This is a genomic window from Leisingera caerulea DSM 24564 (assembly GCF_000473325.1).
Lineage (GTDB): Bacteria > Pseudomonadota > Alphaproteobacteria > Rhodobacterales > Rhodobacteraceae > Leisingera > Leisingera caerulea.
On record NZ_AXBI01000001.1, the window covers coordinates 14769 to 27670 of the forward strand.

12 protein-coding genes are annotated in these 12902 nt (G+C 60.4%); 4 read left to right on the forward strand and 8 right to left on the reverse strand.

Features of this window, described 5'->3' with window-relative positions; all coding sequences use genetic code 11:
- Positions 1–19 precede the first annotated feature (19 nt).
- Entirely contained in the window at positions 20–907 is an 888-nt protein-coding gene (locus tag CAER_RS0100095; RefSeq protein ID WP_027233527.1) for a beta-keto acid cleavage family enzyme, read from the forward strand.
- The gene (locus CAER_RS26955; protein ID WP_051357600.1) at positions 900–2108 is read left to right on the forward strand and encodes a benzoate/H(+) symporter BenE family transporter; all 1209 of its coding nucleotides are present in this window, start codon (positions 900–902) and stop codon (positions 2106–2108) included. Before CAER_RS0100095 ends, CAER_RS26955 begins: the two co-directional genes overlap by 8 nt.
- A gap of 21 nt (positions 2109–2129) precedes the next feature.
- Here the strand turns inward: CAER_RS26955 and CAER_RS0100105 are convergent, their stop codons facing one another.
- From CAER_RS0100105 to CAER_RS0100120, 4 genes are all read right to left on the reverse strand, one after another.
- Positions 2130–3053, reverse strand: coding sequence for an AEC family transporter (locus CAER_RS0100105; RefSeq protein ID WP_027233528.1), 924 nt, complete (start codon positions 3051–3053; stop codon positions 2130–2132).
- Between the two features lie 126 nt (positions 3054–3179).
- Positions 3180–5117 (reverse strand): FAD-binding monooxygenase, encoded by a 1938-nt coding sequence (locus CAER_RS0100110; protein WP_027233529.1) that lies wholly within the window; start codon positions 5115–5117, stop codon positions 3180–3182.
- 272 nt (positions 5118–5389) lie between these two features.
- On the reverse strand, positions 5390–5569 hold the full coding sequence (locus tag CAER_RS0100115) for a hypothetical protein (protein ID WP_027233530.1): 180 nt from the start codon (positions 5567–5569) through the stop codon (positions 5390–5392).
- Complete coding sequence (locus tag CAER_RS0100120; protein ID WP_027233531.1) at positions 5566–7173, reverse strand: FAD-dependent monooxygenase; 1608 nt, start codon at positions 7171–7173, stop codon at positions 5566–5568. The genes CAER_RS0100115 and CAER_RS0100120 overlap by 4 nt, the downstream gene beginning before the upstream one ends.
- A gap of 90 nt (positions 7174–7263) precedes the next feature.
- Between CAER_RS0100120 and CAER_RS0100125 the strand changes: the two genes are divergently transcribed.
- A complete protein-coding gene (locus CAER_RS0100125) occupies positions 7264–7974 on the forward strand; it encodes a helix-turn-helix transcriptional regulator (RefSeq protein ID WP_027233532.1) in 711 nt (236 codons plus the stop codon).
- An 88-nt stretch (positions 7975–8062) separates the two neighbouring features.
- Here CAER_RS0100125 and CAER_RS0100130 read toward each other — a convergent pair whose 3' ends face one another.
- The 4 genes from CAER_RS0100130 to CAER_RS0100145 form a co-directional block, all read right to left on the reverse strand.
- Positions 8063–9355, reverse strand: a complete 1293-nt coding sequence (locus CAER_RS0100130; protein ID WP_027233533.1) for a TRAP transporter large permease — start codon at positions 9353–9355, stop codon at positions 8063–8065.
- The gene (locus tag CAER_RS0100135) at positions 9352–9807 is read right to left on the reverse strand and encodes a TRAP transporter small permease (RefSeq protein WP_245597298.1); all 456 of its coding nucleotides are present in this window, start codon (positions 9805–9807) and stop codon (positions 9352–9354) included. Before CAER_RS0100135 ends, CAER_RS0100130 begins: the two co-directional genes overlap by 4 nt.
- Positions 9808–9918: 111 nt before the next feature.
- Positions 9919–10956 carry a TRAP transporter substrate-binding protein gene (locus CAER_RS0100140; protein WP_051357601.1) on the reverse strand — a complete coding sequence of 346 codons (1038 nt, stop codon included), beginning with the start codon at positions 10954–10956 and terminating at the stop codon, positions 9919–9921.
- Positions 10957–10986: 30 nt separating this feature from the next.
- A complete protein-coding gene (locus CAER_RS0100145; protein ID WP_051357602.1) occupies positions 10987–12159 on the reverse strand; it encodes an amidohydrolase in 1173 nt (390 codons plus the stop codon).
- 150 nt (positions 12160–12309) lie between these two features.
- On the opposite strand from CAER_RS0100145, the gene CAER_RS26960 reads away from it, so the two are divergent.
- Positions 12310–12780, forward strand: coding sequence for a MarR family winged helix-turn-helix transcriptional regulator (locus CAER_RS26960; RefSeq protein ID WP_084299285.1), 471 nt, complete (start codon positions 12310–12312; stop codon positions 12778–12780).
- Positions 12781–12902: the final 122 nt, after the last annotated feature.

Below are 12902 nucleotides of genomic sequence, written 5' to 3' on the forward strand. Positions count from 1 at the left end.
GCAAAACCGGAACAAAACAATGACAAACCCCTGCATCATCTGCGTGGCGATTACCGGCAGCCTGCCGACCAAAGCCAACAATCCGGCTGTTCCAATCATCGTATCGGAGCAGGTGGAATCGACCCACGAAGCCTTTGAGGCGGGTGCCACCATCGTTCATGCGCATGTGCGCAATGAGGATGAGACGCCCTCATCGGACCCTGAGAAATTCGCGGCCCTGAAGGAAGGTATCGAGAAACACTGCCCGGGCATGATCATCCAGTTCTCGACCGGCGGGCGGTCGGGTGCGGGCAAGACACGCGGCGGGATGCTGCCCTTGCGGCCTGACATGGCGTCGCTTTCGGTCGGGTCGAACAATTTCCCAACCCGTGTCTACGAGAATCCGCCGGATCTGGTGGCCTGGCTGGCTTCGGAAATGCTGGCCTACGACGTCAAGCCAGAGATCGAAGCGTTCGATCTTAGTCACATCCTGAAAGCCAGACAGATGGCCGATGAAGGCCAGCTTGCGGGCACACCCTACATTCAGTTCGTGATGGGGGTGAAGAACGCCATGCCGGTCGATCGGGATGTGTTTGACTACTACATCCGCACCGTTCACCGTCTTTTCGGTGACGATGCGCCATGGTGCGCGGCCGGCATCGGGGCCAATCAGCTCACGCTGAATGAATGGGCGATTGCTGCGGGCGGGCACGCGCGTACAGGGCTTGAGGACAATGTCCGCCTCGACCGGAACACGCTGGCCCCCTCCAATGCCGCTCTGGTTCGACGAACCGCGGAAATTTGCGCAAAGAACAACCGCCCCGTCGCGACCTGGCAGGAAGCGCGGCGCATCCTCGGGCTTCGCCTGCCCACCGACAGCATGAACCGGGGTGAGACCGAAAATACTGCGGTGGCCACAATTGTCTGATACGGCTGGATACCAGCGACTGCGCCTGGGGGACATTTCCGGCTCCGCTGTCGGGGCCGGTTTCCTTGCAGTCCTTGTATCTTATTCCGGTCCTCTGCTGATCTATCTCAGTGCTGCCGAGGCCATGGAAATTTCCCGGTCAGCATTCACATCTTGGGTCTTCGCAATCTCGATCGCGGCAGGCCTGTCGAGCATCGTCCTCAGCCTGTGGTTCCGTGCCCCTGTCGCTATGGCCTGGTCCGCGCCTGGAACCGTGCTTCTGATCGGGTTCGGTCCTACTCTGCCTGCTGCTGAGATGGCGGGGGCCTACATTGCCGTCGCGGCGGCTTTGATCCTCATCGGTATTTCCGGCCTGTTCGATCGGCTCGTGAAAGTTCTTCCTCCCGCCGTAACAAACGGCATGATGGCGGGTATCCTGTTCGGTTTCGGCCTCAAGGCTGCAGGCGGGCTGGCCACAGATCCGGTGGTGGTCTCCGTTCTCATCGCAGCCTTCGCAATTTGCACCGCCACCGTGCCGCGCTATGCCGTGCTCGCCTTGCTGGGGCTGGCTCTTATGCTCACCTCCATCGCTTATGAAACATCGATCACATCGGTGAGCTTGTCGATGGCGCAGCCGCAAGCAATAGTGCCACAATTCTCGACGTCTGCGATGCTCAGTCTTGCAGTGCCGTTGCTAATAACGACTCTCAGCGGGCAATTTCTGCCAGGAATGGCGGTTCTGAGGGCCAACGGCTACGCGGTCTCGGCCAATCCGATCATGATCTTTGGAGGACTTGCCTCCGCGGGCGCCGCGGTGTTCGGTGGAATCAGCACCGCGCTTGCGTCAATCACGGCAGCTTTCTGCGCAGGGCCAGACAGTCACGAAAACCCGGAGCGCCGCTACATTGCGGGTGTTGCCTGCGGATTGTTCTTCTGCCTCGGCGGGCTCTTTGCCGGGAGCATCGTCGACATCCTGATCATGCTGCCATCCTCCGTCATCGCACTGCTGGCGGGGTTGGCGCTGCTGCAACCGATCCTGAAATTTACCGCCGCAATGATGGCGTCCGAAGATGCCCAGGCTGGGCTGCTCACCTTCATTTTCACCGCATCCGGCGTGTCGCTCTTCGGGATCGGCGCGGCATTCTGGGGAGTCGTGGCGGGCATCGTGTTTCATTTCCTGACGCGGTTTGGCCGCTGGATGATGGACCGGCTGGCGGCGTGAGCGGCCCCTTTGCTTGCGGTTTCAGTACAGCTGGGCAAGGATGACGGGCACCGTGACGGCCCCGAAAAGCGTTGACAGAACAATGGCCGACGCGCCGGTTTCACCGACTGAGTGGCGGCCGCAGAACACCGCATAGGATAGAAACAGCGGCATGCATGAAAACAGGACCGCGTCCCGCGCCACCGGGTCCTGCCAGCCGAATACAGCGCAGAAGGCACCGCCGACCACAAACGGGTGGATGATCAGCTTGGCCGCGGTGACGGCCGCGACACGCGGTCCGCTGCGCGACACCCGGAATTGCAGGATACTGCCCCCGATCACGAACAGCGCGATGAACGGTGCGGCGGCGACGATTGACGTGACCACACGGTCCAACCATTCCGGAAGGGTGAGGCCGGTCGCGAGGAAGGCGAAACCGGCGGCCAGGCCCAAGACGACTGGGCTGTGCGCCAGTGCTTTCAAAGCGGCGCCAAAGGCGTTCTGACCGGATGTGTTCTCGGCCAGCAGCGCCAGTGTAGTCACGACCGGGATGATGATCGCAACTTCGGCGAACACGACCCAGGAAAAGACCTTGGCCGCGCTGCCGGGTATGAAGGCCGAGGCAATCGGGAAGCCGAGAAAAATGGTGTTGGCGGCCGCCCCGCCGAGCGCCAGGATAATGCGCTGCGGGGCCGGTTCGTGCAGGGCAAAGCGCAGGACGGCCCACAGAACCGCGCTCGACACTAGCGATGCGGCGCCAAAGACGAATGCGTTGAGCCAGGAGAAATCCGCCAGCGTTTCGCCGTTTGCGATGGCGGAAAACAGCAGCACTGGAATGCAGGCATTCATCACGAACCGGTTCAGAACCGGCAGGCCGTCTGCGGGAAACCATCTGCGGGACACGAAGAGGCTGCCGATCCCGATCATCGTGAAGATCGGCAGCATTAGGAGCAGGACATCGGTCATGGCGAATCACTCTGGAAGGCGCCGCTTGGGCGCGCGTGCATGTTGCCGGGCGCAGAGTCGGAGCTGGCACCAAGGTGCCTGCGCTGCATTTGAAAAAGCGCGGCGCGGTGGGCGGCGGCGGCCCCTTTATTGTTCATCTTGCGGTTTGAAGACGCCGTCGAAGAAGGTTGAAAGTGCAGCGAAGCCGTCAAGCGGCAGGATGTGCGCCACGTATTGGTCCGGCCGGACGACGATCATGCAGCCCTGTTTGCAGTCAATGCCGCGCATCGCGTAGATGTCGTCACCCCGCTTGTGATCGACGCAGAAAATCTTCTCGAAGTCGCGCAGCCCGTAGCGGCCCTTTCCAGGCCGAAGCAGGCCCGGCATGTCCTCAAAGTTCAGCGCCTTGAAATCCTGCTGGAAGATGGTGCGCAGGTCGATCAGGGCATCGATATCTTCAGCTGCACGGGTATACCGCCGGATCGGTGACGAAGGGTCATTTTCCAGATAGGCGCACAGGTTATGAATCGCACCGCCTTCGGTTCCATCGTCATCTTGTCCTGCGAAGGCGTAGATGCGCCAGCGCCCGTCCGCTTCGGCAACATGGCCCAGCTGCATGGGCTTCGCATCGGATAGCCTTAGAACCGGCGCCGAATGGAAGCGCTTGCCCGCGATTTGGCCCGTGGCAAGCGACTGGTGCGCCGACGCGGCGATAATCCTTGAAGGTTCGTAGTGAACGGCAAGCCCGCCGGTAAATTCCAGGTTCTCGATGAACTGCTTTTGAAACCGGGGCATTTCGCTGCCATCAAGTTCGGATTCGCCCGGCGGAGCGCTCATAATGCGCGCCCACTTGTGATCGGTCTCAACTAACCGCTTGGCTTCCAGCTGACGTTCGGCCGAGTAACTATGCAGCAGGCCCGGGTCTGACCGGCCGGTCAGAACATGGGCAAGTTTCCAACCGAGGTTGAAGGTGTCGCCCATGGAAACATTCATACCTTGCCCCGCCTTGGGGCTGTGGGTGTGGCAGGCATCCCCGGCGGTGAAAACGCGGGGTGTCCGGTGGGCAATCTCATCCGCGGGGACATCATCGAACTTGTCGGTCAGCCTGTGGCCGATCTCGTAGACCGACCACCAGACCACCTCTTTGACGTCGATGGAGTAGGGGGCCATGATCCGGTTCGCCGCAGCGATAATATCGCCGGCTGTCAGGTTGCGGTTCGACACCCGTTCATCCGGATTGAGCTTGTCGAGTTCGACATACATCCGGAATAGATAGCCGCCTTCGCGCGGGATGATCAGGATATTGCCTTCCTTCGCTGACTGGATCAGGCACTTCCTGCGCAGATCCGGGAAATCTGAATTCGCCAGAATATCCATAACCCCCCAGGCCTGATGCGCCGCATCGCCGTGTAACTTGCCACCGATTGATTTGCGCACTGTGCTGCGCGCGCCGTCGCAACCGACCACATAATTCGCGCGCACTGTAACAGTGTCACCTGCGCTGCCATCTTCGGCTACGTGTTCCAAGGTAACAGTAACGGGGTGATCGTCGCTGCCGCTGTCAATCGCCAGGTCATTGACGCGCAGCCCGTAATGGGGTTCCAAACGTGTTGGGGCGTTCTTCATCACGTCGAGGAACAACTGGTGTATCCTCGCCTGGTTCACGATTGTATGCGGCATCTCTGACTGATCATCGGCCACGTCCTGAGCGATCCCTACGCGGTGGATATGGCTCGGATCGGCGGGGGAGGGCTTCCAGAACGCCGTCTGGTTCACCCAGTAGGCTTCGCGCTTTACCTTTTCCGCAAAGCCAAAGGCCTGAAACATTTCCATCGAGCGGACGCTGACGCCATCGGCTTGCCCTTTTTCCATAGGCCCGTGTTTTGGTTCGACAATCATGGTCGAAATTTCCGGAAAACCCGCCAACTGTGCCGCGAGGCACAGCCCTGCGGGTCCGCACCCGGCAATCAGTACATCGACCTTTTGCGGGATATCGTTTGCGTTCGAGGTGGCACGACCAAGGCCTGGTGCTGATGGTTTGATATCGGGATCACCAGGTTTGAACCCGTCAACGTAGTACTGCATGGCCAACTCTCCGCTTCACCGCTTTCTGAACGGTTATTACTGATTGTACTATTCAGCGCCCCCCTCAAGTAAGGTATGTATACATACCATTCCGGTTGGCCAGCGCATTCATGCTGTTATTACTGGTTGCTCTTCCCCAGCGTAGAAACCGGGCCGAGAGGTGATGCGGTTAAGATCAGAGTCCCCGTTGATTTCGCAAATTCCAGTATGCCCGCCGGCTGCGCGACGAAGCCAGCCTGCGGGGGCACCGCACCGGACTGAAGGTGGCAGCGCTAAGCGGCAAGGTTCTTGCCCGCTTCCATGATGCGCCGGCAGACCAGGCCGGGGTCATCCAAATCGCGGGACAACAGCAGAACCAGTTTCGCCAGCAGTGCAGCGTGCTGTTCCTCTCCTGCGGCGTCCAGCGCACGGGCCAGGGTTTCAAAAACGGATTCGAGGTCTTCCGGTGTCATTTGATTTCTCCTGCTGTGGCGCGGGCGAAAGCCTGCCGCAGCGCTCCAGGTGTGGCTTGGCACCAGCGGGCGGCAATATGGGTGTCGGGCCGGATGAGATAGGCGCTGTCCGGAGAGGCAGAAAGCAACCGCGCGGCGTCGGAACCCGGTGGCAATACGATATGTGTCAGGCCCAGCTCAGCAGCAGTTTCGGCCAACGCCTCCCCGAAGGTGACGAGACTGAAGCCGGGGCCCAGAAGGCCGGAGAGAAACCCGTCTGAAGTGCGGGCGTCGGGCAACACCGTGCCAGGCTGCGGGCCACCTTCGAAGCCCGTATCGTCGGCCCAGACGGCAGGGCTGGCGGCATAACTGTAGGGAGTCATCTGCCGGGGGTTGGCCAGCCCGCCTGCGAACGGATGGCTTAGCGCGAGGTTTAGCGCCGTGTCTCGCATCAACTGCCAGCCGGGGCTGGGCGGGGTCATGAATCGGGCCGACTTGGATGCATTGGCGAAGACATCCAGCGTCGCGCCGCGGCGTTCCGGCGTGTAGCTGTCCAAAAGCGCTGTCCCGGCTTTTCCTTGCAGCACCCAGGCCAGTTTCCATGCGATGTCATAGGCGTCGGCCAAGCCGTTGTTCAGGCCGCGCACGCCGAAGATCGGCACGATATGGGCGCTGTCGCCGACGAAGAACACGCGTCCGTCCCGGTAGTCATCCAGCGCCAGCGTGTTGGCGGAATAGACGCTCCACCATTCCAGCTCCCAGTCGCCGTCATGGCCAATCTCCCGCAGCACTGCGCTGACCGAGGCGCGCACAGTCTCCTCGCGGATGGCTTTCTTCTCATCCTCGCCATCGTGAAGCTGGTAGTCGATGCGCCAGATATCATCTGGCTGCTTGTGTACCAGGACTGTACCGCCGCGGCGGCAGTCAGGGTCAAACAGTGCCCGGCGGATGGTTGGGTAACCGTGCTTCATCTGCACATCGGCGATGACATAGCGGCCCTCGTAGTTCTCACCTTTCAGGCGAAGGCCGCGCAGTTTGCGGATGGCACTGCGGGCGCCGTCCGCGGCCAGCACCCAAGCCGCGTTGAGCGTATAGATGCCGTGCGGGTCTTCGACCGTTAGGGTGACGCCATCGCGGGTATCACTGGCCCCGGTGATCCGGCTTTGCCAGCGGGTTTCGATCAGCGGCTCGCGGGCGATGGCGTCCCAAAGATACTGCTCGATGTACTGCTGCTGGATGTTGTACATCGGCCGGTACTTCTCGGCCCGGCTGTCAGGCATTGCGAACTCGAGGATCTGGCGGCCGCGGTAGAAACTGCGCCCTGTGGTCCAGGGCAGCGCTTTTTCCAGGAAGGGCGTTACTGCGCCGATGCGCTCGAAGATGCGAAAACTGTGGCGGGCGACACAGATGGCGCGGCTTCCGTCGTTGAAGGTGGACTTAGCGTCAAACAGCACCGATGGCACGCCGTGGCGGGCCAGGGCGAGTGCTGCTGTCATGCCCACAGGACCGGCGCCCACGATTGCGACCGGAACATCATCTGATAGATTGCTGCGGTATTCCGGCGGATCAAAATGCGGGTACGTGAAGTAGAGCGAGTCGGTGTCGCCGCGGCCTGCCGGTCTCATAGGTAAGTTCCTCCTTGATTGGGAAAAACATAGCTGCCCGGCAGGTGTCCTGTCTGTCCTCCTTGAGGGGGGACATGATAGCTTGTGGCGATGGCATCCTGTATCCGGCATATCGATACTTGTCTTGCGCTGCTGGGCAGCGGCGGCTTTGCGCCGGCGTTTTCAGAGTTCATGGAAACGTTGGGGGCCGATCAGGTCATGGTATTTGCGATCACTGAAGGGAATGCGCGCTGCCTGTTCTCGCGCCATTACCGAAGTGCAGCGCTAGCCGAGGAACTGTCAGCGCAATATCTGGATGGCTGGTATCTGCAGGATCCGCTTTTGCCTGAACTGGTGCAGGCGCAGCCAGGCACAGTCCGGCTGAGGCGGCTGGAGACGATTGCTGAAACGATGGGCAGCGACTACCGGCGGATATTCTTTGACACGCCGGGGCTGCGGGCCAAGACCACTGTGCTGGCCGCCGGAGTGCGGCTGAGGCTGTTCGTAAGCCTGTACCAGACGGGCGGGGCACAGCCGGACTGCGACGCGGATTTAGCACGAATTGCAGGCCGGTTGGCGCTGATGCATTTCGAAAGTACCGCCGGCAGCGCCACTCCACCGGCTCTGGACGCGTTGAGTGAGCGGGAGCGGGCGGTCTGCCTGGGTATTCTGGCGGGGCAGAAGGCGGAGGTGATCGCAGCGGCTCTGGAGGTCGCGCCCAATACCGTGATCACCTACCGTAAGCGCGCCTATGGCAAGCTGGGGATCAATTCGCGTGCGGGGCTGTTCTCGCTGTGCAGAGACCTTGGTGCCTCGAGCTGACATTGCTGCAAAGCTGGCGGCCGGCCTGCGGCAGTTTCCACAGTAAAAGTCCCGTTCAGGCAAGGAGAACCTGAACGGGTCTCGGAGTTCACCCTACCGTACTTCCCAGCCAAAGCGTCAGGGCAGGGAAGGCGATCAGCAGAGCCAGCCTGGCTACATCGGCGATGATGAACGGCACCAGCCCTCTGAAGATCTTTACCACCGGGACTTCTGGCAGCACGGCCTTGAGAACAAAGACGTTCATACCGACGGGTGGCGTGACAAGGGCGATTTCGGTCACCACGATCACAATGATGCCGAACCAGACCAGGTCAAAGCCTTGGGAAACCACCACCGGTGCGAACAGGGGCACGAAGATCAGAATGATGGCCATAGAATCCATCACGCAGCCCAGAACAAGGAACACCGCCATGATGACGAAGATCAGCGCGAGGCCTTCGAGCCCGGTCGACTCGACCAGCCCCAAAACACCCGCGGCAAGCCCGGACAGAGTGAGCAGCTTGGACAGCATCAGTGCGCCGAAAAGCACAGTGTAAAGCGATACCGAGGTATAGGCGGTATCGATGATGATGGTGCGCAGCACGCTCCAGCCGAGCCGCCCGTGAAAGGCCGCGATCAGGATGGCAAGACCAGCTCCCATGCCAGCGGCCTCAGTGGGGGTGAACAGCTTGGCATAAAGCCCGCCGATGATCAGCCCGAACAACAGCAGGAAAGGCCAGACGCCGGACAGCGCCAGGAGCTTTTCCGGCCAGGGGGTGCTTTCCCCGCGCGGGGCATGGCTTGGGTCAAGGGCCGCAATGATGCGGATTGCCACCATGTAGGCGGCCAGACCGATCAGCCCCGGCACCACTCCGGCAATAAACAAGTCGCCGATGTTGGTCTGGGTCAGAATTCCGTAGACCACCATGATGATCGAGGGCGGGATCAGGATGCCGAGTGTGCCGCCGGCGGCAATGGTGCCGGCCGCCAGCTCGTCGGAGTAGCCGTATTTTTTCATGCTGGGATAGGACACCTTGGCCATGGTGGCGGCGGTGGCATAGCTGGAGCCGCAGACGGCGGAGAAGCCGGAGCAGGCGGCCATGGCGGAAAGCGCCAGCCCGCCGCGCACGTTGCCCACAAAGGCATATGCGGCGCGGAACAGATCGTGGGCGATGCCGGTTTTGGAGATGACATTGCCCATCAGGATGAACATAGGCACTACGGCAAGGTCATAGGACAGCACTGCGTCCGAGATCGTCAGCGGCACCAGCTGCAGCGCAATGTTCCAGTTAATCGCCAGCCCGATACCTATGACCGAAACAGCGAGCAGCGAAAAGGCCAGCGGGATCCTGAGGAAGGCAAGCAGGATGGCCGCAGCCATGGACAGAGAACCGGCAATCATAACACTTCCTCCTTATGGGTGTTTTCGGCGTCGGCCAGCGGCCTGCCGAGGACCACGGCAAAGGCGGCCACTGCAGACAGCGCGCAGCTCAGTGCCATGAAGAAATAGAGCGGTGCGCGCGGCACGCGAAGCGCTTGACTGACCTCAGAAATGCTCGAGGCATTGAGGCCGTGCTTGACGAACAACCAGGCCATCATGCCGAGCACAGCTGCCACCAGAAGCCCGGTCAGCACGCGCCACCATGCCAACCCGGGGCGGTCCAGCAGTTTGTCGAGAAGATCGATTGTCAGGTGCGCCCCCGCGGCGGTCACCAAAGGCAAGCCGGCAAAGACTGTCAGCGCCATCAGGTGTTCGGTAATGTCATTTGCGCCGTAAACCGGTTCGCCGAACAGGCGGCGTCCGATCACATCGGTGAAGGTGAGAGCCACCATGGCCAGCAGAAACAGTGCCATTGCCGTTTCTACTGTCCGGCGGATTTTCAAAGCCAAAGAGCGCATCCTGCGGCCTCCTATTGCAGAAAGGGGGACGGCCGCACCGTCCCCGAGTGGTTTGCCCGGAGAGGGTTATTCCGCAGCCAATTCGGTGTAGGTCTCTCTGTAGAAGCCAAGCATCGCAGCCGGGTCTTCCACGCCGGCAGCCTTTGCCTTCTCGGTCCACTCCGACACCATCTCGTCGTAGATATTGTTCACCGCGGTAATCAGCTCGGGTGCGGCTTCGGCAATTTCGTGACCTTCAGCAGCCAGCTTCTCCGATGCAGCTGGGTTTTGGAGATCGAAGTTCTTGCCCCATGCCGCCGACAGGGCCTCACCGGTGACGGCTTCGATCGCCGCTTTGTCGGCATCGCTGAGCCGGTCCCATTTGGCGCCGTTCATGATCACGAAGAAGGTCGCGTCATAAAAACCGTTGGGGAAAATTGTGTGATGCTTGAGGCTGTCCTCGAGCCTGAAGTTGACCACGGATTCCATGGTGTGCAGCGAGCCATCGATGACTCCGCTTTCCAGCATTTCGTAGGCTTTGGTGGCGGGCGCCGCGACCGGAACCGCCCCCAGTTTGGTCAGCAGCTGCTCCTGGATCGGGCCTCCCATGCGGAACTTCTGGCCGCTCACATCCTCGGGTGTGGTCACAGCGGCGCTGCCGTGGTGCAGTTGGCCGCCTCCAAACATGCCTACGGCCAGCATCTTGACCCCGTCAAAAGCAGGATTGCCGGCCAGAAACTTCTCGTAGGTTTGCCAAAGCGCCCGGCTTTGTGCCTCGGCGTTGGTGCCGGCGTTGGGGAATTCCGCGAACCACAGCGGTACGAAACGCTCCGGCTCGTAAGTGAAATTACCCCAAGTGATGTCGGCGACGCCATTGCGAGCCAGCTCCCAGTGCTGCGGCGGGCTGGCCAGCGGCGCGGGCAGGATGGTCACGGTGACACGGCCTTCTGTGACCTCAGCTACTTTTTCGGTAAAGGGCACGAGAAAGTCGGTATGCACGAAATGGGTCGGCGGCACCCAGGACGACATCGTCAAGTTTTCCGCGCTGGCGGCTTGAACCGTAGCGGTCAGAATTACGGCAGCCGCCGCGGCGCCCTTGAGCAGTTTGATGGCAGGGTTGATCATCTGTTTCCTCCCTTGGATGTATGATCGTGGTTATTCAGGCTTGCGGGTCCGGCATTTGGCCAGGTCGGCAAAAATCGCAGCACCCAGCGGAATGACCGCCGGGTCGAAGACGAATTCGGGGTGGTGCGGTGCACGGCCGTCCTGTCCGATGAAGAAGTAGCTGCCCGGCACCCGGTTCAGAAATTCCGAGAAATCCTCGGAGGCCATCAGATTTCGGGCATCTGCAATAACTTTGTCTGCACCGGCGACCCGTTTGGCCGAGGCCGTCACTGCGGCGACGGCGTCACTATTGTTGAAAGTCACAGGAGCAACTTTGGTGACCTGAAGCTCTACCGCGACGCCGTAGAGGTGCTCGGCCGCAGTGGCGGCTTCCTGAAGCAAGGTGGCCAGCCTGTCGCGTACCTCGGGCGCGTTGGTGCGCATTGTTCCTTCGATGGAGACCTCAGCAGGCAACACATTGCGAGCCGTGCCCCCCGTGAGAACGCCAAAGGAGATCACACCGGCTTCCCGCGCATCGATGACCCGGGTCGACGTTTGCTGTACCAAACCGATGAAGGCAGAGGCCGCCGCGATGGCGTCCTCGCCAGTATGCGGCATCGAACCGTGGGCACCATTGGCGCGAATGGTGACGTCGATGTTGTCAGCTGAGGCCATTGCTGCAGCTGATGGTATGCTGACTTTGCCCGCCGGCAGGCCGGGCAGGTTGTGCAGGGCGTAGATCTCGTCGCAGGGAAAACGCTCGAACAGGCCGTCGGCCAGCATTGCGCGGGCACCGGTAAGCAATTCCTCGGCAGGCTGGAAGATGAAATGCACGGTGCCGTCGAAATCTGGGCTGTGCGCCAGATAGGCCGCCGCAGTGAGCGCGGTGACGGTGTGGCCGTCATGGCCGCAGCCGTGGAATCTCCCCTCCACTTTTGAACGGTAAGGCACGTCCGCCTCTTCTGCCATCGGCAGTGCATCCAGTTCGGCGCGAAAGCCGATGCGGCGGCCCGGTGCAGCATCACTGGCGCCTGCACCGTGCAAGGTTCCGACGACACCAGTGCCGCCGAGGCCAGTGGCAACTTCATAGCCGAATTCCGTTAGACGGCTGGCTACGAAGGCAGCGGTCTTGGTTTCTTCGAAGCCAGTTTCGGGATGGCTGTGAAGATCGTGCAGCCAGCTCTCAGAAATGGGCTTCTGGATGCTATACCACTCTGCGAACATGCGACGGGCCTCCATTATGTCTCAAGGCAAGATGGTTGCGATGTGAGATTAAATTTGCAAAGTGGTTATAGTTTAAGATTATTGCTTGGTGAAATCAGGGTATCGCTTGATACCTTTCCTGCACCGTGGCTCAGTAAATAACGGATCCAGATGAAGATGAAAAAAGCCTTCAGAAACGAAAGATTGACCTACCGGCTCGAGCTCGTGGCGCAGGAAGCGATCGGTGCCAATGACGAGATATTCTTGCGCGAAACGGGCTTCCGGATCCGGGAATTGCGGGTTTTAAGGCTAATTGACGACACACCTGGCACCACATTTGCGGAGATAGCCAAGGCGACGGGATTGGAGCGCAGCCTTACGTCGAGGATCATTCGAACCCTGTTGGGCGACGGCCTGATTGTAAGGGAGAACTCTCTTGAAGATGCCCGGGTGTTTCTGCTGACTACAACGCCCAAAGGGCAGAATATTCGTCGCATCGCCCGCCAGTTATCTGACCGTCTTGAGGTAATTCTGACTGAACCTCTGTCGGACCAGGAGCTTGCAACGCTTGACGGAATTCTCGACCGGCTCGGCAGCTGGATCACCTCGGAAGAGTACCGAACTGCATTGGCTGTTGATTAGGCAACCTGTTCTGGCGTTTTTTCCCAAAGAATCCTTCAGTAAACTGTCAATGAGCGTTCAAAACTGACCCGGTTTCAGCGTTTGAATTTGGCTCTGACTCAGTTTTGGTGCAACTTCGGCCT